The sequence below is a fragment of the Acinetobacter sp. YH12200 genome (assembly GCF_013418175.1).
GTDB lineage: Bacteria > Pseudomonadota > Gammaproteobacteria > Pseudomonadales > Moraxellaceae > Acinetobacter > Acinetobacter pseudolwoffii.
Window position 1 is genome coordinate 110,220 of sequence record NZ_VPCO01000008.1, and the last position, 26,388, is coordinate 136,607.

22 protein-coding genes and 1 pseudogene are annotated in these 26,388 nt (G+C 42.3%); 10 read left to right on the forward strand and 13 right to left on the reverse strand.

Going from position 1 to position 26,388, the window contains the following annotated elements; genetic code table 11:
* Positions 1-98: 98 nt before the first annotated feature.
* The 4 genes from FTU90_RS07370 to cgtA all read right to left on the reverse strand — a co-directional run bounded on the left by FTU90_RS07370 (position 99) and on the right by cgtA (position 5,074).
* Positions 99-1,169 carry a hypothetical protein gene (locus FTU90_RS07370; protein WP_180072144.1) on the reverse strand — a complete coding sequence of 357 codons (1,071 nt, stop codon included), beginning with the start codon at positions 1,167-1,169 and terminating at the stop codon, positions 99-101.
* Positions 1,170-1,312: 143 nt separating this feature from the next.
* Positions 1,313-2,503, reverse strand: coding sequence for a site-specific integrase (locus FTU90_RS07375; RefSeq protein WP_180072145.1), 1,191 nt, complete (start codon positions 2,501-2,503; stop codon positions 1,313-1,315).
* Between the two features lie 192 nt (positions 2,504-2,695).
* Entirely contained in the window at positions 2,696-3,829 is a 1,134-nt protein-coding gene (proB, locus tag FTU90_RS07380) for a glutamate 5-kinase (RefSeq protein ID WP_005096449.1), read from the reverse strand.
* Between the two features lie 27 nt (positions 3,830-3,856).
* Entirely contained in the window at positions 3,857-5,074 is a 1,218-nt protein-coding gene (gene cgtA / locus FTU90_RS07385) for an Obg family GTPase CgtA (protein ID WP_005096448.1), read from the reverse strand.
* A 265-nt stretch (positions 5,075-5,339) separates the two neighbouring features.
* On the opposite strand from cgtA, the gene FTU90_RS07390 reads away from it, so the two are divergent.
* Positions 5,340-6,533 carry an MFS transporter gene (locus FTU90_RS07390; protein ID WP_074383014.1) on the forward strand — a complete coding sequence of 398 codons (1,194 nt, stop codon included), beginning with the start codon at positions 5,340-5,342 and terminating at the stop codon, positions 6,531-6,533.
* Between the two features lie 25 nt (positions 6,534-6,558).
* Here FTU90_RS07390 and FTU90_RS16070 read toward each other — a convergent pair whose 3' ends face one another.
* The 6 genes from FTU90_RS16070 to uvrB form a co-directional block, all read right to left on the reverse strand.
* Positions 6,559-7,152 carry a hypothetical protein gene (locus FTU90_RS16070; protein ID WP_005096445.1) on the reverse strand — a complete coding sequence of 198 codons (594 nt, stop codon included), beginning with the start codon at positions 7,150-7,152 and terminating at the stop codon, positions 6,559-6,561.
* 29 nt (positions 7,153-7,181) lie between these two features.
* Complete coding sequence (locus tag FTU90_RS07400) at positions 7,182-7,556, reverse strand: helix-turn-helix domain-containing protein (protein WP_005171768.1); 375 nt, start codon at positions 7,554-7,556, stop codon at positions 7,182-7,184.
* Between the two features lie 187 nt (positions 7,557-7,743).
* Complete coding sequence (locus FTU90_RS07405) at positions 7,744-9,201, reverse strand: glyceraldehyde-3-phosphate dehydrogenase (protein WP_005096443.1); 1,458 nt, start codon at positions 9,199-9,201, stop codon at positions 7,744-7,746.
* Between the two features lie 251 nt (positions 9,202-9,452).
* Positions 9,453-10,385, reverse strand: a complete 933-nt coding sequence (gene rarD, locus FTU90_RS07410) for an EamA family transporter RarD (RefSeq protein WP_074383018.1) — start codon at positions 10,383-10,385, stop codon at positions 9,453-9,455.
* A 163-nt stretch (positions 10,386-10,548) separates the two neighbouring features.
* Positions 10,549-11,136: a lipocalin family protein gene (locus FTU90_RS07415; RefSeq protein ID WP_159138012.1), complete on the reverse strand. Its 588-nt coding sequence runs from the start codon at positions 11,134-11,136 to the stop codon at positions 10,549-10,551.
* Positions 11,137-11,281: 145 nt separating this feature from the next.
* On the reverse strand, positions 11,282-13,303 hold the full coding sequence (gene uvrB, locus FTU90_RS07420) for an excinuclease ABC subunit UvrB (protein WP_005096439.1): 2,022 nt from the start codon (positions 13,301-13,303) through the stop codon (positions 11,282-11,284).
* 233 nt (positions 13,304-13,536) lie between these two features.
* Here uvrB and FTU90_RS07425 point away from each other — a divergent pair, with 233 nt between their 5' ends.
* Complete coding sequence (locus FTU90_RS07425; RefSeq protein ID WP_005171774.1) at positions 13,537-14,325, forward strand: hypothetical protein; 789 nt, start codon at positions 13,537-13,539, stop codon at positions 14,323-14,325.
* A gap of 107 nt (positions 14,326-14,432) precedes the next feature.
* On the opposite strand, the gene FTU90_RS07430 is transcribed toward FTU90_RS07425, so the two are convergent.
* Together FTU90_RS07430 and FTU90_RS07435 are read right to left on the reverse strand one after the other, a co-directional pair.
* Positions 14,433-15,184, reverse strand: a protein-coding gene (locus tag FTU90_RS07430; protein WP_373685564.1) for an IS5 family transposase whose coding sequence is annotated in 2 segments (ribosomal slippage) — positions 14,433-14,950 and positions 14,950-15,184 — 753 coding nt in all. Because the reading frame shifts where the segments join, the coding sequence is not laid out codon by codon here.
* Between the two features lie 272 nt (positions 15,185-15,456).
* Entirely contained in the window at positions 15,457-15,636 is a 180-nt protein-coding gene (locus FTU90_RS07435) for a hypothetical protein (RefSeq protein ID WP_004646507.1), read from the reverse strand.
* A gap of 447 nt (positions 15,637-16,083) precedes the next feature.
* Between FTU90_RS07435 and FTU90_RS07440 the strand changes: the two genes are divergently transcribed.
* The 5 genes and pseudogenes from FTU90_RS07440 to FTU90_RS07450 all read left to right on the forward strand — a co-directional run bounded on the left by FTU90_RS07440 (position 16,084) and on the right by FTU90_RS07450 (position 19,521).
* A complete protein-coding gene (locus FTU90_RS07440; protein WP_100534366.1) occupies positions 16,084-17,136 on the forward strand; it encodes an OmpW family protein in 1,053 nt (350 codons plus the stop codon).
* Between the two features lie 154 nt (positions 17,137-17,290).
* Positions 17,291-18,505, forward strand: coding sequence for an MFS transporter (locus tag FTU90_RS07445; protein ID WP_180072147.1), 1,215 nt, complete (start codon positions 17,291-17,293; stop codon positions 18,503-18,505).
* Complete coding sequence (locus tag FTU90_RS16075; protein ID WP_005096435.1) at positions 18,498-18,632, forward strand: hypothetical protein; 135 nt, start codon at positions 18,498-18,500, stop codon at positions 18,630-18,632. The genes FTU90_RS07445 and FTU90_RS16075 overlap by 8 nt, the downstream gene beginning before the upstream one ends.
* Positions 18,633-18,795: 163 nt before the next feature.
* Positions 18,796-18,891, forward strand: a pseudogene (locus tag FTU90_RS16080) (TauD/TfdA family dioxygenase); the annotation flags it as partial.
* Positions 18,892-19,191: 300 nt separating this feature from the next.
* On the forward strand, positions 19,192-19,521 hold the full coding sequence (locus FTU90_RS07450) for a four-helix bundle copper-binding protein (RefSeq protein WP_100534368.1): 330 nt from the start codon (positions 19,192-19,194) through the stop codon (positions 19,519-19,521).
* 138 nt (positions 19,522-19,659) lie between these two features.
* Here FTU90_RS07450 and sthA read toward each other — a convergent pair whose 3' ends face one another.
* Positions 19,660-21,075, reverse strand: coding sequence for a Si-specific NAD(P)(+) transhydrogenase (gene sthA / locus FTU90_RS07455; RefSeq protein WP_100328758.1), 1,416 nt, complete (start codon positions 21,073-21,075; stop codon positions 19,660-19,662).
* A 213-nt stretch (positions 21,076-21,288) separates the two neighbouring features.
* Here sthA and lipA point away from each other — a divergent pair, with 213 nt between their 5' ends.
* The 3 genes from lipA to FTU90_RS07470 all read left to right on the forward strand — a co-directional run bounded on the left by lipA (position 21,289) and on the right by FTU90_RS07470 (position 26,083).
* Positions 21,289-22,302, forward strand: coding sequence for a lipoyl synthase (gene lipA / locus FTU90_RS07460; protein WP_180072149.1), 1,014 nt, complete (start codon positions 21,289-21,291; stop codon positions 22,300-22,302).
* 717 nt (positions 22,303-23,019) lie between these two features.
* Entirely contained in the window at positions 23,020-25,524 is a 2,505-nt protein-coding gene (locus FTU90_RS07465) for an acyl-CoA dehydrogenase (RefSeq protein ID WP_100357210.1), read from the forward strand.
* A 169-nt stretch (positions 25,525-25,693) separates the two neighbouring features.
* Complete coding sequence (locus FTU90_RS07470) at positions 25,694-26,083, forward strand: carboxymuconolactone decarboxylase family protein (RefSeq protein WP_180072151.1); 390 nt, start codon at positions 25,694-25,696, stop codon at positions 26,081-26,083.
* Positions 26,084-26,388: the final 305 nt, after the last annotated feature.

Sequence of the window (26,388 nt, forward strand, 5' to 3'; positions counted from 1 at the left end):
CACCCTTGCAAGTTGGAAAGCGTTATTGCTTAGGTGCAGTATGTTTTTGTTTTTTATTGTTTTGTTCTAATTAGAATCACTTTCGTTCTAATTAGAATCTAAGTATTTTTAGAATCTTTAAGCCAGCCAGCAGTAGTATCTTTCTCGGGTACTTCCAAGCCTATTGAATTAGCGTGTGCCTGTATCATGTTAAAAGCCGTAAAAGGTTCGTCAGGTAGCTCTGCCATATTAGCTAACACGGCAATAATCTTATATGCTCCATTTCGAGTGCGAGGATGCAACGGTTGATTGTCTATACTTTGGTTTGCTTCCAATTCTTGAATGCGTTGCCGTGCTTGGGCTAGTTGGTCTTTTAGTTGTTGGACTTCGTCTTTAACTTCATGATTTTGAATAGGCAAATATCTTAGGTCGTCATTAAACCCTCTGATTACATACTCCCTTTTATAAAGGAATAATTTAAGTTCGCTTATTTGTATTTTTTCTTCTTCATCTAACTGCAATTCATCGCTTTCGATTGCATCCCATATCATGCTGATAGCGTGTTCATCTGCCAAAGTTGAAAATTTAAATTTTTTCTCATCATTCATGGAATAGCAAAACAAACTCGAATCTTCAATTGAGATATTATTTTTATTGAAAATTATTTTTTTTAAATGACTTGGCAACTCAGGTAAACTTTTAATATGTGAGTCGTCTAAACGTCTAAAAAATTTTGCTATATCAAAACCATCAGCTTTTGGATGTTGTAGACGATACGTTTCCCAAGTTTCAATTGTTATATTTAGGCTCTTTACAATGGATTTATTAAAGAAGTCGTCTGCATTCCAAAAAAAGGTGTCAAACTCCCTTAAAGGAGGATAGTTAAACGAATTTAAGGTTGATTCTTTATCATACTCTAAATCAAATAACTTGATGACAGCCCATAATATTTGATGTGTTTTTTCAAAAATAATGCCTTCTTCTGTGCTTAGATAATCAGTATCAGATTCATAAACGTATAAATCATTTCTAGAATAGCTTGCAACAAAGTAAGCAAAATCCTTTTTAACCAAGTATCGGCATACATCCATGTGATTATTGTTTGTGTGCTTGGCGATTAAGTCTATAGCTTCCAATGAATTAATATAATTTCTTGATTCGGATTGTAATTCAGCAATGATTGTGTTCATTATGCCTCCCACAGCATCCCTCAAAAAAGCTGCTAAGCCAATCGGATTGGGTGTCCGACTTTCGGGAGCTAACCTAGACTTAGCAATCTGAATATATCAAATAATCATGTAATAGAAAGTTATTGAACGTCCTAGCTTGTCGCTTACACTGTCTTTTTAAATGGAATAATGTCGGGGTCATCCTCTTTGTGTAGGTGGTCGGCTAGTTCTTCAATATCAGGGTTGTAATAGGTATTAATTAAAATATTTATGGTTTTATGACCTGTGATTTTTGCCAGTACCTCTACTGAGAGTTTTGCATTTTTAACCATCCGTGAAATAGCTTCATGTCGGGTGTCATGGAAAGTTAAGTCATTAATTTTTAATTTACCTTTCACCACTTGATTAAAATATGCTGACAATGCACCTCTGCCCACTTCACCATCCCCAACCTTGCTTTTAACGGTACACACATCAGTTTCATCTATACCTCGCATATAACTTAGAAGCTCAATGGCTCGCTTAGATAAAGGGACTTTTCTAGCTGTGCCGTTCTTTGTGAGTTCAAGCTCAACATGCTTGTCGTAAACGTCTGCCCACTTTAAGCCTGTTATCTCGCCTGCTCGCATCGCCGTTTCAATTGCAAATAGAAATGCCCAAGCGGTCTGCTGTTTTTTAGTGACTGGTTGAGAACATCCATCATATTTGAATGCCTGCAAAATTTGGTCTATTTCATCCTGAGAGATACGTCTATTTCTACTAGGTGACTGCTTCGGCTTGGCTATGTCGTCCAGTGGGGAGTTGGTCATAATTCTTAGTTCTTGTCGTGCATACTTGAATACAGCACTCAATAAGCCTAAATCCCTAGCTACTGTTGCACTCTTAACCTTTTTTAGCCGTTCATCCCTAAATTGAATCATGTCTAGCTGCCCCAGTTGGTTTACTGGTTTTTTCATCAATCGGGGAAATGATTTTATATAGTTACTCAAGATAATGGTTTCCACACGTCCACCTCTTTTGTGTGGTGTGACCTTTTCCATGTAAAGCCTTATCAAGTCTGCAAAACTCATCTCTGATAAATCTTTAATCTTTTCTTGTCGTTTTTGCTCAGTCGGGTTAATGCCCTCTGATATTTGTTTTTTTATCTCATCACGTCTTAAACGTGCATCTTTAGCATTCAGCACCGTTGGATATTCGCCCAGTGTGATTGTGTTTTTCTTTCCATCGAGCGTATATAGCACTTTCCAAGTTTTGCGACCTGTTGGGGAAACAAACAAGTACAGCATCTCACTATCATTAATTTTCTGTAGCTTGGAGGTTGGCTTAATAGCATCAATTTGCAATTTAGACAGCATTATTATTTCCTCAATAATTCATACAATTAAGAGGCTTTAGAATTTATGGCGATTAATTTTTTTAACCTCCCATTTAACCTCCGTTTAACCTCTCACCGCAGTTTATTGCATGTTATTGCATCACACAAGAAAAAGGCTCAATCCCTTACAGAATCAAGCCTTAGCGTTATGTTTGGTTATGGTGAGTTTTTGCTAGTATATTGCCATATGATTGCGGTGAATCATCTCGAGTGAACGTGCTTCACCTAGAACCTGATGCACTTTATCAGAAGCCAGACCACGTACAATATCTGCCGAACGCGAACTAAAGTTAACACGACCGACTGCAATTCGGTGACCTTGTGTATCCACACATTCCACCACATCACCGCGCTCAAAATGTCCTTCAACCGCTTTGACGCCGACAGGCAACAAGCTACGATGATTGTCTTTAATGGCCTTTACCGCACCATCATCAATTACCAAACGACCTGCCGTTTGCAGGTGTGCTGCCAACCATTGCTGATGCGCGGTCATCCGATCTTTGTCAGTCACAAACAAGGTTCCTAACAATTCACCAGACATCAGACGAGATAGCACAGCATCACTATCACCGCTTGCAATTAAGGTCGGACAACCGGACTTTGCCGCCAGTCGTGCAGCACGAACTTTGGTCAGCATGCCGCCGCGACCAAATTTACCACCACCACCGGCCATCTCAAACAGGCTCTCATCCATCGCACGTACCGTATGGAACAGTTTGGCATCTGGATTCGAGCGTGGATCTGAGTCAAACATACCTTCCTGATCGGTTAAGATAATCAGAAGATCGGCATGCACCTGACCTGCCACCATGGCAGCCAGCGTGTCGTTATCACCAAAGCGGATTTCATCGGTAGAAACGGTATCATTTTCATTAATCACCGGAATCACGCGCCAGTCAATCAGGTTCTGCAAAGCATCACATGAATTGAGATAGCGGCGACGATCTGCCAGATCATCATGGGTCAATAATACCTGCGCCGTTCGAATCTGGTGTTTCTCCAGTACGCTTGACCAGGTATGAATCAGGCCCATCTGACCAATGGCAGCACAAGCCTGAAGACTGGGTAGATCGGTGGGTCGATTCTCAAGTTTCATTCGCACCATACCTTCAGCCACAGCACCGGAAGACACCAGAATAATCTCGTGTCCTGCATTGTGTAGATCTGCGATTTGTCCCGCCCAGTGCGAGATGGCATCTAAATCTAAACCTTGTCCGTTTGCTGTGAGTAAAGATGATCCGATTTTAACAACGATTCGTTTACAACCCTTGAGCTGACGCTGCCCATCTACCACTTCTATCATCTTGTCCTCAGACTCTTCTCTCAGAGATTAGCGTACGTAGTACACTTCCACATCACTATCATCATCGCCATCTTCATCATCTTCATCGTCGCCCAGAATACCGGCAAGACGTTGCTGACGACGCATCTCACGATACGCTTCTTTTGCAGCGATGGTTTGTTCACGTGTTTCAGCTTCAAGCTGATCACGGAATGCTTTCATTTCTGCTGCATATTCTTGATCTTCAGCTTCGCGTTCACGCTGCTCTTCGATCTGATCCATCAGGTAGTAAACCACGTCTTTGGTACCTTCAGCGGTTAAGCCAGAAGTTTCAAAAACCGGGCCTTCCCACTGCAATTCTTCAAGAATATGAGTACACCATTCTTCACGTGTTTCTTCAGCCAATTGGTCGACTTTATTCAGCACCAATACGATCGGCAGTTTTGAAAGTGTTGGGGAGAAATTTTCTAACTCTTTCATAATTGCTTTGGCATTATGTGCCGGATCTGAGCCATCAATCGGTTGTACATCAACGATGTGTAACAAGATACGGGTACGTGCCAGATGCTTCAGGAAGCGAATCCCCAGACCTGCACCTTCAGATGCGCCTTCAATCAGACCCGGAATATCGGCCATCACGAATGAACGGTGACTATCGGCATCGACCACACCCAGGTTTGGCACCATGGTGGTAAATGGATAATCTGCCACTTTTGGTTTTGCCGCCGATACTGCACGAATGAAGGTTGATTTACCCGCATTTGGCATACCCAGCAAGCCCACATCTGCCAGAACTTTAAGCTCCAGACGGATTTCACGGAATTCGCCTTTTTGACCATGCGTACACTTACGTGGTGAACGGTTGGTCGATGATTTAAAGTGCGTATTTCCTAAACCACCGTCACCGCCTGCTGCCACTTTCACGCGTTGACCATCTTCGATCAAATCGCCAATAATGTCGCCAGACTCAACATCTACAATTGTTGTTCCGACTGGAACTTTTAATACGGTGTCTTCACCGCCACGACCAGCACAGTTCGCCCCACGGCCATTTTTTGCTCGTTCTGCACGGAATTTACGTGTATAACGATAATCAACTAGCGTACTGGTGTTGTCGTCAGCCTGTATATAAATACTGCCACCACGACCACCATCACCACCATCTGGACCACCAAATGGCACGAATTTTTCACGGCGAAAACTGGCTACGCCATTGCCACCGTCGCCAGCCTCTACGGTAATGACTGCTTCATCAACAAAGCGCATATTGCCAATCCTCTAAAAACTTTAAAACCCCATATTCTGCCATATTTTAAAGAATTTCTCGACTATATTTATATGCTATTCCATGAAGATCGCTTATTTAATCCTGTCATGTTATTGAACAGCCATTAATTTTTGATAAGTTTCAAAACTAAGCTCTATGCTTTTGTTTTAATATACTTTTTAATGATCACTTGATTGTTTTTAATTATTTCTGCTTTGTCGTGCAACTGCCTATAGTGTAGGCAATGTTAAAAGAGTCGGGCCTATGAGCAATTCAGAAAGGAAATCTGTCAGTCCATTGTCATCACAATTTGTATTATTGATGGCAATGGCATGTGGCTTATGTGCAGGCTCTGCCTATTTTAACCAGCCTCTGATCTATTCAATCGAGAAAAGTCTGGGCATTAGTACCAGTCAGGCCGGTTTTGCCGTGGTGATTGCACAGATTGGTTATGTCCTCGGCTTAATGCTTTTGGTTCCTTTGGGAGACTTTCTGAATAAACGCAAACTGATCGTTAACCTGATGGTCTTTGCAGCCATTTCGCAGATATTGCTTTCATTCAGTACGACTTTATCAATGTTATATCTGTTTACCTTGTGTGCCACCTTTGGCGCAATCTCGGCGCAGATCTTAATTCCTTTTGCATCGACCATTAGCCCACCTGAATCCAGCGCTGCTACAGTGGGTAAGCTGATGAGTGGGTTGGTGATGGGAATTATTCTGTCACGTACCTTTGCCGGCTTTGTTTCCACTTACTGGTCTTGGGAAGGTGTGTATTTATCCAGCGGTGTGATCACCTTGCTCTTTGCAGCACTCATGTGGAAAAAACTACCCGATACTCAAGCTCAGGCAGGCTTAACTATTGGTGACATTTACCGCTCTTTGTTTAGCCTTGCAGGTCAGAATCCACATTTAATCCGGCGTGCCTGTGCGGGTGCCTTGGGTTTTGGAATTTTATCGATGATCTTTACCTCGATGACTTTTGTATTAGGCAATGCACCTTATTATTTCACCGATTTCGAAATTGGGTTATTTGGCTTACTGGGCGTGATCGGGATTTATTCATCAAGCTGGTCAGGCAAAACCGTAGGACAAGGTAGAGAAAATCTGGTCGCCAAGCTATGCATTGTCCTGATGTTCGGCTCTACACTGCCCTTATATTTTGCCCAGCACAATATTGTAATCTATGCGATTGGTGTGCTGATGGCCTACTTTGGTCTGACAGCCTTCCATGTTTTGAATCAGAATCTGGTTTATCGGATTGATCTTAAATCGCGTTCACGTATTAATGCAGTCTATATGACGATTTACTTTAGTGGTGCCGCTTTAGGTTCGCTTGGTGCAGTCTATGCCTGGGAGCAGTTTGAATGGATCGGTTGCGTGATCCTTGGCTTTATTTTCTCGATTGGAATTTTACTGATTGATCGCTTGGATTTTAAGAAAATGCAAAATGCTTGATTCACAAAGGAATAAATCGATCGGTTTATTCCTTTTGGTAAAGTACATACTTCATTAACTCTGTTCTAAGATTAGAATTTTGTTCTCGATGAATACTACCTAATTGAGGTGTAATATTCGCGATATGTTCCAAATTTTCACTACCAACCAGTGCGTTATATCTTACATAGTTAAGCAAACATTGATTTTGAAATCTCCTAATTTGGTCTTTTAATTCTCCATCAGATATTGCTTTACCTAAAAATTTAAAAGCATCTTCTTGCTCATTAAATATAGATATAAATTTTTTATTCAATATTTTTATACTTTCATTTCGATCAGGTTTATAAATTAAATAATTACATATTTGATTACTAAGATGCTCAAGCTCAACAAGTTGAATAACTAGTCCTTTACAATAATTAGCAATTACTTCTACCCCTTTCTGCTCTCGCCAACTGGTATAGGTCATTAATATTGCAAGCGGTGCAAAGATCGTTGCTGACCAAAGCAAGAGATTGGTCGCTAAAGCAATATCAACATCTAAAAGTTTGAAGATTGCATAAATCGCAATGCATAAAACTAAAATGATTGCATACACTGCCAGTAAAGTAGCCAACAGATTTTCTGACTTTTTCATCTCTTGCTACCCCAAAAGCAATTTAGCTTCTATTTGGCAACACGTTGTTTATTTTCTAAAATTTCTGGTAAACCACGTTCAATCCAGTGAATCATTTGCATCACTTTATCTGCAGCTTGTGAACCGGTAATGGTCAACTGATATTCCACTTTTGGTGGCACAACCGGATAAACCGTTCTGAGCACAAAACCATCTTGTTCCAGCACTTTTAAAGTCTGGGAGAGCATCTTTTCACTCACCCCTTCAATCCGTTGTTTCAGTTCACTAAAACGATGCACACCTTCACTCAGGCAACGCAACACCAAGACCGACCATTTATTGGCAAGATGTTCCAATATTTCACGTGATGGACATTCAGTTGATAAAACCTGCCCTAGTAACGGACTAATTGCATAATTTGTCATAAATCTATCTCGGGATTTTATTACTTACTGATTTTAATATACTTACTCTTTGTAAGCTAACAGATTAATATTTCGTCAGCAAGCTGATTTACATTTCGTGATTGAATCGAATCCACCCGACTTCAATAAAAAATAAGTATAAAAAAAGAGCCTCCATAGAGACTCTTTTTTAAACTACATCAACAAATTATGCATTTGTTTCTGCAGGAACTTTAGGATAGCTTACGCCGCCCATTTGTTCAGCAATACGTAATACCTGGCAGCTATAACCCACTTCGTTATCGTACCAAACATAAGCAGTTAAACGGTTGCCTGAAGTGATTGTTGCTTGCGCGTCAAATACACCTGCAGTGCGTGAACCAATAAAGTCAGAAGAGACCACTTCAGTCGAGTTGGTATAACCGATTTGACCTTGAAGGATCGAACCGATTGAAATCTGACGAATATATTCGTTTACTTCATCACGATCAACGTCTTGACCTAAAGTCAGGTTAAGAATTGCAAGTGATACATTTGGCGTAGGAACACGTACAGAATTACCTGTCAATTTACCTTGAAGTGCTGGCAGCGCTTTAGCAACTGCTTTCGCTGCGCCAGTTTCAGTAATAACCATGTTCAATGTTGCAGCACGGCCACGACGGTCCGCTTTATGGTAGTTATCGATCAAGTTCTGGTCGTTTGTGAACGAGTGAACTGTTTCAACATGACCATTTAACACGGTGTATTTATCATGCAATACTTTCAGTGTTGGAGTAATTGCGTTAGTCGTACAGCTTGCAGCAGAGATGATGCTATCTTCAGCAAGGATGTCCGCCTGGTTCACACCGTAAACCACATTCTTCATGTCACCTTTACCAGGTGCAGTCAAAATAACACGAGCAGCGCCCGGGCATTTCAGGTGTTGAGCAAGACCTTCAGCATCACGCCATTTACCAGTGTTGTCGATTACAAGTGCATTGTTAATACCATATGCTGTGTAATCCACTTCAGAAGGATTAGACGCATAGATCACTTTAATGAAGTTACCGTTTGCAATAATTGCTTCGTTTTCTTCATCTACAGAAATCGTGCCTGCAAATGGGCCATGAATCGAGTCACGACGCAGTAGAGATGCACGTTTTTCCAAATCACCATCAGATGATTTACGAACCACGATTGCTTTCAGGCTAAGACCGCGACCCAGACCTGATTGACCAATCATCAAACGTGCCAGGATACGACCGATACGACCGAAACCATAAAGAACTACGTCTTTATGTTCTACAGCAGCAGCATTACCTTCTAGAGATTTAACAGCGTCTGCAACAAATGCATCGATGTCGCCGCCTTTTTCTTTAAATTCAACAGCAAGTTTACCTAGATCAACTTCAGCAGAACCGATGTTCTCAACTTTCGCCAATGCTTCAAGAATTGGGAATGTATTTACAACCGAAAGTTCAACATCGAGTACGCGAGTACGGCGGTGTGCTTTCAAGATCTGAATCACAGAACGGTTAATTAAAGAGCGACCATAAACTGTAGCTACAATATTTTTTTCACGATATAACTGACCAACAAGGGCAATCATGCGTTCCGCAAGTTCTTCACGGTTTTTCCAGCGACCTTGGTGCTCTGCATGTAGGGCAACGATAGTGTCTTTGCTCACAGATACGTCCTCTAATTAATTGTAAATCTAGGCATAAATTTCAAAACCCCATAATTGTAATGGAATTGGAGGCAACTTTGAATCAAAAGCTCACCGAGACGAGTGGTTTTTAACGTATATTCACTATAAATCTGGGAAATAGTTGCAATTAGCTAAATGATTTTGCATTCAAAAATTTTAAAAGCATGCGTTTTCCCGTACGGAGCAGAAATTTGTTAAATGTTGTTTATTCATTCGATCTCTTTTTAATTTTAAGAGTCTAGTCGATCCTGATAGTTTGCCAGATTTTTTTTAAGCGCTAATTGCTGTTTACGCTGCTTAAATAGATGCAGAATTCCTTCAATCACCAGCACCAATACGGCAAGCCAAATTGGAATATAAGTCAGCCACTCGCCAGCTTCCACACGCTCCCCCAAAGCCATCGAGGCAAAGGCCAACAGCACAGGTTCCAGATAACTCAACAATCCAAAGATCACAAAGGGTAAATATCGGCTGGCGAGAATATAGCTACCGAGTCCCAGTGCGCTCAAAAAACCCAATACCAATACTGCCCAGATTAAATGAGAATGATTTAACATGAGCTGCATCGAGTCGCTATAAATAAAACCCAGATAAAATGCAGCGGGCAAAATCAGAAATAGATCCCACCAGAAGCCCCCCAGATGATCCGTAGCAAATTTACGCCGCATGAAGAAATACAAAGGATAGGCCAAAGCCACATAGACCGTTTCCCATGCAATTGAACCAATTCGCCAGATCTCATGCCCCACACCCAATACCGCCAAAGCGACAGCGACCATCTGGAATGATGATAATTTCTCTTTATAGAGCATACAGCCGACCAGCACCATCACCAGAGGCAACAAAAAATAGCCGAGTGAGACTTCTAGGCCACGACCATTGATAGGGCCCCACAAGAACAGCCATAATTGTGTGGTACATAACAGGGAGCTGATCAGCAGCCAGATCAACAAGGCAGGTTGCTGCAAAACCCGCTTAAAGATACTGCTGATATGTTGCAGATCACCCGACCACCACATAAAGGCAGTTAAAAACGGAATTGTGGCCAGCATGCGCCAGGCAAAGGTCTGTTCACTATCTAAAGGCTGCAAGAAAGGCGTAAATACATAGAGCACCCCGAAAACCACCGAGGCCAATACAGATAACGCAATGCCTTTATACATAGTCAAACTCTACTTTCATTCGCCGGCATTATAACGATTAGTACACTAGAAAGCTTGATGCTTCATCTATTTAAAGTGAAATCACTACCCTACTTTGAAATATATTTTTGCTCATAAAAATAAAAAACCATGCCTAAGCATGGTTTCGATTAAGAAGATATTTCTATCTTTGCGTTTGTTTGGTATGAATCACATCACTCAGGTCATAACCCACAGACTGTGCATATTGCAAATATTCATTCACCACATTTTTATCCAGTTGTGGATTACGTGAGAGTATCCACATATATTTACGTTTAGGCTCACCGACCAGAACAGTTTGATAATTTTCATCCAGTTTTAAGACCCAATAATCGCCACGAGCGACCGGAATCCAGCGAATAAAGTCCGGCAAGAAACTGACTTTTAACTTGGTATTCTGTGGTGGATTTTGCACAAATGCCTCGCCCAGCGACTGGGTTTGTCTACCATCTTTTTTAATGCAGCGGTTATCCACCACGATATTGCCATTTTCATTTAAAGTATAGGTCGCTGTGACATCACGATCACACTTATTTTGAAAATACAAAGGCTTGCGTGCTACTTCGTACCATGTTCCCAGATAACGGTCCAGTTCAACTTTCTCAATAGTCGGTAATGGCTCCTCTTTCGCATAGGCCATAGTAGCAGCGCCCAAACCGAGAAGAACCGCACTACCCACAGCAATTTTTGCCAGCTTCAATCCATTACCTGAAGAATTTTGAGTTGTCATAAAAATACCTATTATATGTTCACAAAATATTTATTTAAAAATTTTCTGTTCTTACAATAGCCTTATCCAAGCACTTGATTTGTTACATTATGTTTGGTTTATGATTGACTTTAGGTCATCGAAATAAAACTTCATGTAAAAAAAATCAATCAAACATCTGGGCTTTTAAGCGCAAAATTTCATCACGCAGACGTGCAGCCTGCTCAAACTGTAACTCTTTAGAGGCTTTCAGCATTTCCTTTTCAAGCTTGTTAATATGCTTCGCAAACATTTTCGGGTCTGCCATGATATGTCGTTCATCTGCACTGATCGCGCGCGCCTGATCAGAAGCTTTCAATTCAATTGAATCATCATCCAATATTTCACCGGTATCAATTTCCTTGATTACCTGACGGACTGCGCTACGCGGAGTAATACCATGCTCTTCATTAAACTGAATCTGCTTGGCACGACGTCGATCTGTCTCATCAATGGCTTTTTGCATTGAGTCAGTTATTCGATCTGCATACAAAATCGCCCTCCCTTTCAGGTTACGCGCAGCACGCCCGATAGTCTGAATGAGAGAACGCTCAGAACGCAGGAAACCTTCTTTATCGGCATCCAGAATCGCAACCAGTGACACTTCCGGCATATCCAGACCTTCACGCAGCAGGTTAATCCCGACCAGCACATCGTGTACGCCAGTACGCAGCTCATGAATAATCTTGACGCGCTCAACGGTGTCGATATCCGAGTGTAAATAAGCGACCTTAATCCCGTACTCTTTTAAATAAGAGGTCAGGTCTTCTGCCATGCGCTTGGTCAAGGTGGTGACCAGTACCCGCTCATTGATATCTTTGCGCAGATTAATTTCTGAAAGTACATCATCGACTTGCGTCAGTACCGGACGAATTTCAATTTCAGGATCGATCAGACCGGTCGGACGTACCACCTGCTCGACAATCTGCTGCGATTTTTCCAGTTCATAACGTGCTGGCGTTGCGCTGACATAAACGGTGGTCGGGACAATGCGTTCCCATTCTTCAAATTTCATCGGGCGGTTATCTAGCGCGCTTGGCAAACGGAAGCCGTAATTCACCAGATTTTCTTTGCGCGAACGGTCGCCTTTATACATGGCACCAATTTGTGGCACAGTCACATGCGATTCATCAATAATCAGCAAGGCATCATCGGGAATATAATCGAACAAGGTTGGCGGCGCCTCGCCTGAAGGACGTCCAGACAAATGACGCGAGTAGTTTTCGATGCCATTGGTATAGCCCAACTGCTGCATCATTTCCAGATCATAACGGGTACGCTGTTCAATCCGCTGCGCTTCCAGCAATTTGTCATTTTCACGAAAGAACACCAGTCGTTCTTTGAGTTCTTCCCGAATGGTTTCAATCGCGCGGGATAAATTGTCTTTTGGCGTGACATAGTGACTTTTGGGATAAATCGTCACCCGCGGGACTTTGCGCACCATTTTTCCGGTCAGTGGATCAAACCAGCGGATGGAGTCGACTTCATCATCAAACAGTTCAATCCGGATGGCATCCTGATCCGATTCTGCCGGAAAAATATCGATAATTTCCCCACGAATACGATAAGTACCGCGCAGAAATTCCAGTTCATTACGCGAATACTGCATTTCGACCAGACGGCGGATAATGTCATCACGACCAATGCGGTCGCCTTCCACCACATGCAGCAACATGCTCATGTAGGCATTCGGATCACCCAAACCATAAATTGCAGAAACTGATGCGACAATAATTGCATCACGACGTTCTAATAATGATCGGGTCGCGGAAAGACGCATCTGGTCAATATGGTCATTAATTGCGGCATCTTTCTCGATAAAAGTATCTGAAGATGGCACATAAGCTTCCGGCTGATAATAATCATAATAACTGACAAAATACTCGACGGCGTTATTCGGGAAAAATGCTTTAAATTCGCCATAAAGCTGTGCAGCCAGCGTTTTGTTATGTGCCATGACAATGGTCGGACGCTGGGTCTGTGCAATTACATTGGCCATGGTATAAGTCTTACCCGACCCGGTAACGCCCAGTAAAAGCTGATCATGAAAGCCCTGTTCAATACCCTTGACCAGCTTTTCAATGGCCTGTGGCTGATCACCTGCGGGTTGATAACTGGTTACTAATTCAAAGGGTTGCTTATCAGTCACAGCTACATGTCTCAACTCGAATGCGGATCAGGAATTTTAGCAGATTTCAGACTTGCCGGAGCAGATTCCATAGCCAAAATACCGAAATCCAACAGATGATGACAGTCGAGAAATATGTTGAGAATTCTCATATTTAGTCAGTCTTTCAACATTCAGGCCATCCCTGCTTTTTACTTGACCCCAACCCCGATCAAAGGCAACATGAAGATCAGGATGGCCTCGAATAGACAATTATGACTTACCACTATCACGATGAAAGTATTGTTAAATCCCTTCCGGAAAATACCGTGTTTGTTTTTGGCAGCAATCTGGCTGGACAGCATGGTGCAGGTGCAGCAAGAACAGCGCTTGAGCATTTTGGTGCAGTGATGGGCGTCGGTCGTGGCTGGTCGGGTCAAAGCTATGCGATTCCCACCATGAACGAGCATTTGCAGCAAATGCCGTTGTCACAAATCCAGCACTATATTGATGACTTCAAGATTTACACCAAAAACCATTCTAAAAATAAATATTTTATTACGTCTTTAGGATGCGGGATCGCAGGTTATAAAGTCGAAGAAATTGCACCGATGTTTAAAGGCATTTCACGCAATGTCATTTTCCCGCAATCTTTCCGCCCTTTTGTGGAAAAGCCTCTACCCAAATTAAGCGCAAACTTCCTACATACGATTTTTCGCGATTCAGTCATTTTAAATCCTGCGACTGATGAACTGATTGAAGAATTGCCATTGACCGAAAATGAAAAAAGTCTGGCGAGGATTATTTTAAATACCCAGATCTATCCGACCGACAGCAATGGGCGGGAACGGGTCTTCGAAATTGAAGATATCCTGCATAATCTAAATACCAAACTGGTCGATTTTCAGAGTCATTCCGAAGGTGCCATGCTGTTTGGGGGTGTGATTTTAGCGCTACTTGAGCTGTATAATATTAATGAAAAAGACTTTATTGATGTCTGGCAAGAACAGCGAGAAATTGCCCCACCAAAACCGGAAAATAAAGCACGTAAAAGCATTCGCTAATAACTTATCTCTCTAAAAGCCAATTTCTGAATTGGCTTTTTTTATGGGTATAAGATGTGCAAGGTCAATAGATCAACTAATTATTTTATTCTGCTTAGGGTGTGTCCTCATTTGGCTTTGCACCAAATAAATATACAGGCTATACGAATCATAGATTTATAATTGCGTGCCAGTTTATCAAATCGAGTTGCAATAGCACGGAAATGTTTTAATCTCGCAAAAGCATTTTCAACTAAATGTCTTAATTTATATAGATATTTATCAAATTCCTTATTCGATCTCTTACTGTTTGATCTCAATGGAATAATGGGAATCATATTCTTGTTCTTGGCATATATTCTAATGTGCTCAGCATCATACCCCTTATCAGCAATGAGATAAGTTGCCTCGTCTACCGTATCAATCAGTTGTTTTGCAACTTGACTGTCGTGGACGTCACCCTCAGTGATTTTAAAATCAATCGGTAATCCATTCGCGTCGGTTGCAAGATGTATTTTTGTTGTTCGTCCACCGCGTGATTGTCCAATTGCTCTTTCGAAACCATGCCGAGCTCCACTTGCATGTTGATGCACGCGTATGTAGCTTCCGTCAATGAATACCCATTCTTGATCCAAGATGCCTCGTAATCTAAAAAAAATTTATCCCACAATCCCTTGCTTGCCCAACGATTAAAGCGATTGTAAGCAGTTTGCCAAGGACAAAATTCTTGGGGAATATCACGCCATGTGGCGCCTGTACGCAGTTTCCATAAGATCGCTTCCATGATATTTCTACTATTCTTTGAACAGTAACAACCGTGTAATCGCATAGTATCTTGAATTTGCTGCCAGATATCATCGGTGAGAAGAGTACGTGCCATTGAAAAAATATAGAAATCAAAAGAGCTTAAAGGAGGATTTTAAGTATTTAAAACCAATTTTTCAAATGAGGACACGCCCTAGCGATGAGCTTTTTGAGATGCTGCATGTATTCGATCAAGATCATGCAAATGAGAAATGAGAAATGAGAAAAATCTGGCCAGGGTTTTATCTGCTCGAGAAATAAGGAAATAGATGAAATATTAATTGCTGAATATCTAAAAATTTACACAAAAAAAGCCATGACTCATCATAGCTTTTTGAGTTCGACCAATTAACGTTTACCCATTGAACGACGCGTACCGCGTGGCGGCATCCAGGTACGGTCAGCATAACGCTGCGGTCTTGGTCTTAAATCTTCCAGAACTTCTTCCGCAGCATTTTGCTCCGCTTGTTTGATCGGGAAAGGTAAATTAACCAGAGGCTTTTTTTTGGGAGGTGTTTGGGTGCTCATATGATTCACTCAATAATATATGCGCCTATTGTACAAAAAAACTCAAGCAACTGGGTAGCAGGATCTTGGATAAATTCTGTTAGTGCTATTTGGAGCTCAAGCACGGAAAGCAAAAAATCAATTCATTCCTAAACGACTTGCTGCAAAAATCGGCCTCATTCAGGAACAAAAACCTATATTGAGGACTTAAAAAATCGAAATTCTGCTGAGATAAAAACCAGATTTTTCTCTACTTAAACTAACTGTCTACATTTTAAAAGACTTATTTTACAGATGTTTCTTTGTTAACAGCTCAAACCTTGCATACAAAAAACACACAAAAGCTACCAATCTTAACCGATGGTTAACCTTTGATCTATTGTTCTATAACTGAATTTTTTAATGAAGTTCACATAATTAGTGAACTAGAAAAACGAATAAATACACTGGACATGGAGTTCCAAATCAATGAAAACAATGCTGGCATGTATGGCAGGCCTTGCCACTTTACCTATGGTCGCCCACGCAGATTCGCCTTATTTTAGTCTACAGGATGGAGATGGCTTTAAACGCTTTTCTGTGTCTGTGGGTGCACTGCATGTGATGCCACAAGGTAAGGCCCAATCTTTTGCAGTCAATACTGCGGTCAAAAATGGTGAAGTAAGTGATGTCGGGGCAGTCAAGTCAAGTACTGTACGCGACAATATTCGTGAAGGTTATAAAATCCCGCCTTTACTCGATTTAGCTTTAAACCTACCCGAAATCTCGGCTCCCCTCAGTGGGCAAGCCACCATTCAAGGTTTAGAACAATGGAATAATCCAGGGACTGGTCTGGAAGCCGATGATGTTACGACTTTAGGCATCATGACCAATTACTATTTTACTGATCATATTTCCTTTGAAGTGAAAGCTGGTATTCCACCCAAAGTGGATTTACAAGGCAGTGGTAAAATCTATGCCCCATTTTCGGCCATCGCAACCCCCCTGGGGGGTGCCTTAGGCAACCTTGAATTGGCCAATGATCTTCTGATTACAGACTTGGAAGCCTATGGCCCTGCTGCCTCGGCCCGTGCCTGGACACCTGCCGTTGAATTCCAGTATCACTTTGGTAAAACCGGAGTGAATAAATTTCGTCCTTATGTCGGCTTAGGTGTGATGTATGCCTATTTTAATGAACTGGAAATCAACTCGCGTACCGAGCAGGACCTGATTGCTGCTGGACATATGATTGCCAATATTAAACAAGGCAATGCTGGTGCTTCCCTTGAAGGTAAGCTAAGTGAAGCCGATCCTAAAGTAAAACTTGAAGCCTCAGATGTCTTTGCCCCTGTCGCTACGGTTGGCTTCAGTTATGACTTTAATGATACCTGGTTTGCGGTCGGCTCAGTCTCCTACGCACATCTGAAAAATGATACAACCATTACCGTCACTGATAGTACGTTGGGCGAACTGATTCGTTCCAAGGCAGATATTGAGATTAATCCGATTCTGGCCTATGCAGGTATTGGCATGCGTTTCTAAGTTCAATATCAGGTTTCAGAAAAACGGCTTCGGCCGTTTTTTTAGGCTTAAAATATTGATAAAAAAAATTTATCTTTCGATCAATTTTTATTTTATCGCCTCCTTTACCTGAATCGAATACTATAAGCGCTGACTTTATCTGCCTGCCTGCCCTATGTCCGATACTCCATTTTCCAAAGCGCTTATTTTTATGCTGATTGGCTCCGCTATCATTCTGGCATTGTCATTGGGCGTACGTCATGCATTTGGTCTTTATCTGGTGCCGATGAGTGATGAATTTGGTTGGGGACATAATGTTTTTAGCTTGGCGATTGCCATGCAAAACCTGATCTGGGGAGCAGTACAACCCATTACTGGAGCCTTCGCAGATAAATATGGCAGCAAGATTGTCGTTGCCTTAGGTGGGGCACTCTATGCCGTGGGCTTGCTACTCATGGCGGTCAGTTCTACTGGACTGCTGTTAAATCTGAGTGTGGGCCTGATTTTAGGTCTGGCCCTGTCTGCAACATCTTTTCCGGTTTTACTGTCTGCTGTAGGACGTGCTGCACCACCAGAAAAACGCAGTCTGGCGATGGGTATTGCCAGTGCGGCCGGATCTTTTGGCCAGTTTATCATGCTGCCTTCGACCCTGTTGCTGTTACAGAATGTCGGTTGGTCAGGAGCATTGGTGGTCAGTGCGATTTTGATTGCCCTGATTGTACCACTGGCCTGGATGCTGAAAGCACCAATGTATATTCATCCAAATGCAGCATCTACACCCAATAAAGTGTCCCTCAGTTTTAAACAGATTCTGCTGGTAGTGAAAAATCATAAACCCTTCTGGTTTCTGTCTATGGGCTTTTTTGTCTGCGGTTTCCAGGTGGTATTTATTGGCATTCACCTGCCGGGTTATCTGATTGATCACGATTTTAATGCCACCACAGGGACTATTTTTCTGGCATTGGTGGGTCTATTTAATGTGGTCGGCACCTATACTGCAGGCTGGCTCGGGGGTAAATATTCCAAACCGCATTTGTTGATGGGTCTCTATGGCTTACGCGGGATCGCAATTACTGCCTTTCTCATGCTGCCACTGAGCACATGGACAGTCTATGCCTTTGGTGTCATTATGGGATTACTCTGGCTATCGACCGTTCCGCTCACCAACGGCATTGTGGCGAATATGTTCGGGGTGAAATACCTGACCATGCTCAGCGGTATCGTGTTTTTTACCCATCAGGTCGGCTCGTTTTTCGGTGGTTATCTTGGTGGAGTCAATCATGACTTGAGTGGTAATTATAATGCTGTCTGGATGCTGTCGATTGCCTTAAGCATTTTTGGCGTATTGGTACATTTCTGGGTCAATGAGGAGCAAATTGTGCATGACTGATTCTATGCTCATACTCAAAATCTCGATTGCTGTGGCGCTCTTGCTTTTATTTGCTCTGTCGGTGGCATTATGGATCCAGACACCGCAGCTGTTTGAATACTTTAATCAGGCCTTTTGTGCGCATTAAACTGCTGAAATTTACTCAGCTAAATAAACACAATTCACAGCACAATACCTTAAATGATTCATAATCAATAGAATAATAAAAATACAAGGTTATTTATAAACTTTCGATCATTACTTTTTTAATTTTGTTTCAATCGGCAATTTTCTTAGATGCTTATGAACAAGAAAATTCCGAGACTTTACATTCCAGTCGTCCTTTTCCAGCCGATCAGCACCATTTACTCAAACGGATCAGTCTTGCCGGTAGTCGCCTGTATTAATGAGAAACATCATAATAAAAAAAGGACGATCCAGCCTTCCAGAATAATTAGATCAGCGAGGTATACACTTTCACCATTGAGGAACTAACCACCTCAATGGTGTTTTATTTTTGGGATATTGCCAGTTCTGCTCGAGTGAATTTTATTTTTCAAGCTTGATGAATATAAGATTCTTTCGTATATCCTTTTACATAACCAAGTTATTCTTTACTTTTTCTCACCTAATTAACCTAGTGTGTTTTCCTTTTTCTGCTTAGCGTATTCAGTCATGAATATGTTTATCGCCTTAAGGAGAAAAAGATGAATACCAGTCATTTGTCAGATTGTGTTCAAACCTGTATGAGCTGCTCCCTCACCTGTACTGCTTGTGCAGCTGCCTGCTTAAAAGAAGAACATGTAGAAATGATGCGTGAATGCATCCAGCGTTGTCTGGATTGTGCCGATATTTGTCAGCTCTGCGCGCGTATGGAGCAGAAGCAATCGCCTTTTATGCAGGAAATCTGCGAGCTGTGTGCCAAGGCTTGTGATTATTGCGCAGAGGAATGCAGTCAGCACCAACATGAACATTGTCAGCAATGTGCAGAAGCCTGTCGCCGTTGTGCAGAAGAATGCCGAAAAATGGCTGCTTAAAAACCAAGTTAATCAACTTTATCTTCATCCGAATTGAATTGGTCAATGCTTTATCTTCTAGCTGATTTAAAGCATTTAAAACAAAAAACCCGCAAGCCTTCACTTACGGGTTTTTTAAATCCAAGGCAAACATCTCGCTTAGAATAAACGATTCATACCATTGAGTGTCGCTACACGGTAGGCTTCCGCCATCGTCGGATAGTTAAACGTGGTTTCCACAAAATACTTGATCGTATTGTTTGGACTGTTCATCACCGCCTGACCAATGTGGATAATTTCAGATGCATTATTACCGAAGCAATGTACACCCAAAACTTCCAGCGTTTCACGATGGAACAAAATCTTTAATTCGCCCATAGTGTCACCGGTAATTTGCGCACGCGCCAAATGACGGAACGAGGCCTGACCGACTTCATACGGAATTTTTTCTTCAGTCAACTGCTGTTCAGTTTTACCAATCGAAGAAATCTCGGGAATGGTATAGATTCCGGTTGGAATATCAGTGACGGGGGCAACATCTGGCTCACCGCTCATATTGGCACCCGCGCAACGACCTTGGTCATAAGCAGCAGATGCAAGCGACGGCCAACCGATTACATCACCGGCAGCATAGATATTTTCAACTTCAGTCTGATATTGATCATTTACCGTCAACTGACCACGGCTGTTTGGTTTCAGGCCGACATTTTCCAGCCCCAAACCATCGGTATTGCCTGAACGGCCGTTACACCACAAAATTGCATCGGCTTTAATTTTTTTACCGCTTTGCGTGTGCATCACCACATGATCATCAAATGTTTCTAAAAAGTCGATCTGTTCATTGTGACGAATCAGCACACCTTGCTCACGCAAGTGATAAGACAGCGCATCGGAAATTTCATCATCCAGATAGCTTAACAGTTTGTGCTGGGTATTGATTAAATCAACTTTATGCCCAAGACCAATGAAAATCGATGCATATTCACAGCCAATTACACCTGCGCCATAAATGATGATTTTCTGGATAGAAAAGTCCAGATCCAGAATTTTATCTGAATCAAATACACGAGGATGATTAAAATCAAGAATTTCTGGGCGATACGGACGCGAACCGCTGGCAATGACCAGTTGCTTAAACATCAAGGTTTCTTTAATGCCATCTGGACTAAATACAAAAATAGTATGTTGATCCTGAACATAGGCTCGACCATGATAGATATCGATCTTGTTACGGTCATAGAACCGTGAATGTGTATCTACTTGTTGTTGAATCACTTTATGCGCATGACGCAATACTTGCTTCATGGTGAACTGTTTCCAGTCCCCAACTTTCTGAAACAGTGGATCACGTTGATAACGGATAATACTGGATACCGTTTGACGCAATGCTTTACTTGGAATGGTACCTACATGGGTACAGTTACCACCTAGCTGTTCACGCATCTCAACGATTGCAACACGCTTACCAGATTTGGCAAGTTTCATTGCCGCGCCTTCGCCCGCAGGGCCCGAACCTAGAACTACCGCATCATATTTAACGAAAGTCCCACTAACGACCTCTTTTTTACGTGGCATTCAACGCTCCTCAAAATTAAAAAATTCACTTTAATCTACCTGCTTATTATGACGTAAATCCTGTTGATTTTGTGTATTTAACTCACATATATTGGTTGATGAGAACATTTTTTAAATGAATACCCCTTTTTGCCCTATTTATAGCTAAGTTCGTTATAATAAACGCGCTATCTTTGATCATCTCCCCCTTCAAAAACAGTGGAAAAGTTGAATATGTCTGAAAACCGTAAACCTGAACAGGGTGTCAAACTTCGTGGCGCAGAGAAAGTCGCTCGTATTCCTGTAAAAGTGATCCCTACGGTTGAAACACCACGTAAGCCGGACTGGATTCGCGTAAAGATGGCAGCGCCGGAAGAAGTACAACGGATTAAAACAACGCTTCGCGAGCAAAAACTACATACTGTCTGTGAAGAAGCAGCCTGTCCAAACCTGCCTGAATGTTTTGGTGGCGGTACCGCAACCTTTATGATTATGGGTGATATCTGTACCCGTCGCTGTCCATTTTGCGATGTAGCACATGGTCGGCCAAATGCATTGGATGCAGATGAACCGCGCCACATGGCCGAAACCATTGCTAATCTTGGGTTGAAATATGCCGTGATTACCTCTGTAGACCGTGATGACTTACTCGATGGTGGTGCGCAGCATTTTGTCGATTGTATTAAAGAAGCACGTGCTTTAAGTCCAAAAACTTTACTTGAAATTTTGGTACCGGACTTCCGTGGCCGTATGGATATTGCACTGCGCATCATGACCGAATGTCCACCCGATGTGTTTAATCATAATATTGAAACAGTGCCGCGTTTATATAAAGCGATGCGTCCAGGTTCTGATTATCAGCACTCTTTAAACCTGTTAAAAATGTTTAAAGAATATTGCCCGAATATTCCAACCAAATGTGGCCTGATGGTCGGTATTGGTGAGACTGAAGAAGAAGTGCTTGCCTTACTTGACGATTTACATGCACACGGCGTGGACTATGTGACGATTGGTCAGTATCTACAGCCTTCTAAAGAACATGCAGCGATTGATCGCTTTGTGACCCCTGAAGAATTCGAACGTTATACCGAACATGGCCAAAAACTGGGCTTCCGCAATATCTGGGCAGCACCCATGGTTCGTTCAAGCTACTTTGCCGATCGTCAATACTATGGCGAACCGGTTCCAGCAGTGCGTCGTAAAACTGACCCTGCCAAGAAAATTGCTGTTCAGGCCATTGAAGCTTAGTCCTGTTTAAACCAATGAAATAAAAGCCCTCTCAAGTAGAGTAATGCCAGTCAGTTAAGCAATTGACTGGCATTTTCTTTTTTAAATTCAGTATTATATTTGATAGATAGCAAAGTCATCCGCAACTGTTTGAGGCATCAGGTGTATTGCACCGTAAGATTAAAAAAATGATGGTTTCCATGACAAATTGACGAGTCGATAGTGGCTGACGAGTTTTGCAGTGAGGGATCACAAGATGCCTTCCTTGCGAAGTTTCGCTTCTCATTTGGGCAAAACCAAAGTAACAAATGATTTACAAATATTTGATTTAAAAAGTTAAGACTCCATCTTGAACGACCTTGAACGACTAAGCAGTTAAAGAGTCTATTTCTAAATTCTTTAACTGATCAGCTTTACTCTCCAGTAGAGGGCTTTTTAATATCCATATTAAAATTTTACTGAGCGTTAAACCCCATTTTTTATTTTAGATAAAGATTAAGTCATTACTTATCTTCACATTTCTTTGCGCGTTCTCACTTGAAGATTGATCATTTTTCCAACAACCTCAAAATAGATGCAAGACTTAAACATATCGTTGCCATACTTAAAAAGATCATTCTCACAAATCCAATGCTAAACCTGTCTGATTCTCGAACGACTAAAAATGAATGAACGGTGGTGAAATATCCGAGAAATCCAGACAAAGCCAGTGTTGTATAAATCTGGAGAAATATAACAATGTCATTTATTTTCGCTGTGCTACTGCTATTACTGAGTTTATGGGCAGTTTTCTATTTTCAGCTCTCGCGTAGTGCAGGTGCAATCGTGCTGATGGTCGTGTCAGTGGTCTGTGCCTTTCTTAGTCCGTGGTCACTGATTCTTGGTATCCCGCTCATCCTGATCAGCCTCGTGGTGATAATCGACCCTTTGCGCATGTCGTTTATTTCCAGACCGGCCTATAAAGCACTGGCCAATGCCATGCCGAGCATCAGTCCGACAGAGCGTGAAGCACTCGACTCTGGAACCAGCTGGTGGGAAAAAGAACTGTTTATGGGTGCACCGAACTGGGAAACCTTTAATAGCTATCCTTATCCAAAACTCTCGCTAGAAGAACAGGCCTTTCTGGACAATGAAGTTGAAACCTTGTGCAGCATGCTGGATGAATGGGAAATTCACGAGCAGAAAGCGCTGCCTGATCATGTCTGGCAATATATTAAGGAGCATGGTTTTTTGGGCCTGATTATTCCCAAAGAATATGGTGGTCGCGCATTTAGTTCTTTTGCTCAAAGCCGGGTGATGAGCAAGATTTCCTCTCGCTCCCTCACCACGGCCGTGAGTTGCATGGTACCGAACTCTCTCGGCCCGGGTGAACTATTGCTGCATTATGGTACTGAGGAACAGAAAAACCGTTACCTGCCGGGCCTGGCGCGAGGTGAAGAAATTCCCTGTTTCGGCCTGACCAGTCCTGAAGCCGGCTCTGATGCAGGCGCTATTCCCGATACTGGCGTGGTCTGCTATGGCCAGTTTGAAGGTCAGGAAGTCCTAGGCTTGCGAATGAATTTTTCCAAACGCTGGATTACGCTGGCACCCATTGCAACAGTGGTAGGTCTGGCCTTTAAAATGTATGACCCGGATCATCTTTTGGGCGAGCAGACAGAATATGGTATTACCTGTGCCCTGCTACCTGCCAGTCACGAAGGGGTGCAAGTAGGTCCTCGTCATAATCCCGGCCCACCATTCATGAATGGTACAGTTGAAGGTAAAGATGTATTTATTCCTCTGGACTGGATTATTGGTGGCGTAAAAAATGCCGGTAAGGGCTGGCGCATGCTGATGGAATGTCTGGCTGTGGGTCGTGGCATTTCCCTACCGGCACTGTCTACTTCTGCGGCAGAAATGACTTATTTAAATGTCGGGGCTTTTTCCCGAATCCGTCAACAATTTAAAATTTCAGTCGGCAAGTTTGAAGGTGTTCAGGAAGCCAATAGTGAAATTGCCAGTGATACCTATATGCTGGAAGCTTTCCGTTATCTGGTGACTTGTGGCCTTAATCAGGGCGGCAAGCCTGCTGTAATGACAGCGATTGCCAAATACTATGCCACGGAGGGAATGCGTAAGGTGGTAAATCACGGGATGGATGTGGTCGGTGGCCGCGCCATTCAGATGGGGCCACGTAATTTTCTGGCACCTTATTATCAGGCAATTCCTGTCTCCATTACCGTTGAAGGTGCAAATATTCTCAGTCGTTCCCTGATGATTTTCGGTCAGGGTTCAATGCGCTGTCATCCTTATCTTTATGAAGAGTTACAACTCTTACAGGCTGAAGACCCGGCAGCAGCACTCAAGCCTTTTGATCATTTACTGTTTAAACATCTGGGTTATACCTTTAACCGTACCGCCCGTTCCTTTGCCTACGCATTTACGGGTGGTTCAAGTACAGCACCTCAAAGTGCGGTTGAGTTTACCCGACCTTATTACAAGGTCATTAACCGGCTGAGCGCCAACTTTGCCTTAACCGCAGACATGTGTCTGGGTTTGCTGGCAGGCGATATCAAACGCAAAGAAATGCTGTCCGGACGTCTCGCCGATATTCATGCTCACCTGTTTATTGCCTCCTCTATTCTGAAGTATTTTGAGCATAGCAAAAAGACTGAAGCTGAACGTTTGCATGCACAGCTTGCAATAGAAAAGTCACTCTATACAGCGCAGGAAGCATTTTATGATTTATTTGCTAACTTCCCGGCCGGTGCAGCAGCAGGCATGGTCAAACTGTTATGTTTCCCATTTGGCCGTCCCGTACACAAACCCTCAGACCAGCTTAAACAGCAGGTTGCAAATAGCATGATGGAAAATAACGCATTCCGTCAGGTATTGAAAAAGCATGTCTATTACAATACCCATGAAACTGATGTCACTGGACGCATGGAATCGACTTTCGCTTTGCTACTGGATATTGAACAGCTTTGGGATCGCTTTAAAAAAGCTGAAAACAAAGGTCAGTTTAAAGGTTTAAGCTTTGCCGAGCATGTGACAGATGCACAGCAACATGGCTTTATTAATGATGGAGAAGCAGAAAAACTGCTTCACTATAATGCACGTCGTTATGACAGCATGCTCACAGATGTCTTTGATCTGCATTTACAGGAAGTATTGGAGTTGGAGAACCCCCATATTCGTAAAGCAGATGCGACAGGAACCGATACTTCTGTTCAAACCGATCCTTTACACTCAACTTCGCCTTAAATCAAACTTTGACCAAAGGTGTCATAAATTCCAAAGTGGGATCGTAGTTGAATATTTCACTTTAGAACCTTTCCAAGTGGCTTTTTAGCCACTTTTTTACGACTATGGCACGATGGTATTTCGCATAAAAAGCACTAAGCTAGAGCTATAAGAAAATTGAGGGTAAACCATGTCACAACAAGATTATGAAAATGGCCTGAAAGTGCGTACTGATGTCATGGGCGAAAGCTTTGTCAAACGTGCACAGGAAAATACCGTGCCTTTTACCCAGCCTCTACAAGACTGGATTAATGAACATGCCTGGGGTTCAACCTGGCAACGTGAAGGTGTATTGCCACGTAAATATCGTTCTTTAATTACCATTGCTTTCCTTACGGCTCAAAAAAGCCCCACTGAACTAAAAGGCCATATTCGGGGCGCTCTTAACAACGGTGCGACGGTTGAGGAAATTCAGGAAGTGTTACTCCATAGCCTGCCATATTGCGGTGCACCAGCAACTCAGGAGGCATTTCGGGCGGCACTTGAAGTGATCCAGGAATATCAGGTGAATCAGGAATAATTTGGTTGCAGATGAAATTGAGCCGTTTTAGAAATGAGCTCACAATTTAATTTTGCAGATGATTCATAAGTTACTTAGGCTAAATAAAGCTCAGCTGATTTTAGTTGCTTACCCTGATCTCAGCCTATCCGTCAAATGAATATGTACCGAGAAATTGTAGATTCTCGGTACATTACACTAGGGTCTGTTGACATTTTCTGTTCAAAAAAATAGCGAGAAAGTAAAATTTAATCGCCAAACCAAATTTACTTCTCGCTATGCCTCGTACAATGCTGAATGATCAACACTGGTCTAAGTTACTTTCT

Bases quoted from the DNA above. Each gene is read 5' to 3' on its own strand.
- FTU90_RS07370 (WP_180072144.1), bottom strand. From the start codon at position 1,169: ATGAACACAATCATTGCTGAATTACAATCCGAATCAAGAAATTATATT.
- FTU90_RS07375 (WP_180072145.1), bottom strand. From the start codon at position 2,503: ATGCTGTCTAAATTGCAAATTGATGCTATTAAGCCAACCTCCAAGCTA.
- proB (WP_005096449.1), bottom strand. From the start codon at position 3,829: ATGATAGAAGTGGTAGATGGGCAGCGTCAGCTCAAGGGTTGTAAACGA.
- cgtA (WP_005096448.1), bottom strand. From the start codon at position 5,074: ATGCGCTTTGTTGATGAAGCAGTCATTACCGTAGAGGCTGGCGACGGT.
- FTU90_RS07390 (WP_074383014.1), top strand. From the start codon at position 5,340: ATGAGCAATTCAGAAAGGAAATCTGTCAGTCCATTGTCATCACAATTT.
- FTU90_RS16070 (WP_005096445.1), bottom strand. From the start codon at position 7,152: ATGAAAAAGTCAGAAAATCTGTTGGCTACTTTACTGGCAGTGTATGCA.
- FTU90_RS07400 (WP_005171768.1), bottom strand. From the start codon at position 7,556: ATGACAAATTATGCAATTAGTCCGTTACTAGGGCAGGTTTTATCAACT.
- rarD (WP_074383018.1), bottom strand. From the start codon at position 10,385: ATGTATAAAGGCATTGCGTTATCTGTATTGGCCTCGGTGGTTTTCGGG.
- FTU90_RS07415 (WP_159138012.1), bottom strand. From the start codon at position 11,136: ATGACAACTCAAAATTCTTCAGGTAATGGATTGAAGCTGGCAAAAATT.
- FTU90_RS07425 (WP_005171774.1), top strand. From the start codon at position 13,537: ATGACTTACCACTATCACGATGAAAGTATTGTTAAATCCCTTCCGGAA.
- FTU90_RS07435 (WP_004646507.1), bottom strand. From the start codon at position 15,636: ATGAGCACCCAAACACCTCCCAAAAAAAAGCCTCTGGTTAATTTACCT.
- FTU90_RS07440 (WP_100534366.1), top strand. From the start codon at position 16,084: ATGAAAACAATGCTGGCATGTATGGCAGGCCTTGCCACTTTACCTATG.
- FTU90_RS07445 (WP_180072147.1), top strand. From the start codon at position 17,291: ATGTCCGATACTCCATTTTCCAAAGCGCTTATTTTTATGCTGATTGGC.
- FTU90_RS16075 (WP_005096435.1), top strand. From the start codon at position 18,498: ATGACTGATTCTATGCTCATACTCAAAATCTCGATTGCTGTGGCGCTC.
- FTU90_RS07450 (WP_100534368.1), top strand. From the start codon at position 19,192: ATGAATACCAGTCATTTGTCAGATTGTGTTCAAACCTGTATGAGCTGC.
- sthA (WP_100328758.1), bottom strand. From the start codon at position 21,075: ATGCCACGTAAAAAAGAGGTCGTTAGTGGGACTTTCGTTAAATATGAT.
- lipA (WP_180072149.1), top strand. From the start codon at position 21,289: ATGTCTGAAAACCGTAAACCTGAACAGGGTGTCAAACTTCGTGGCGCA.
- FTU90_RS07465 (WP_100357210.1), top strand. From the start codon at position 23,020: ATGTCATTTATTTTCGCTGTGCTACTGCTATTACTGAGTTTATGGGCA.
- FTU90_RS07470 (WP_180072151.1), top strand. From the start codon at position 25,694: ATGTCACAACAAGATTATGAAAATGGCCTGAAAGTGCGTACTGATGTC.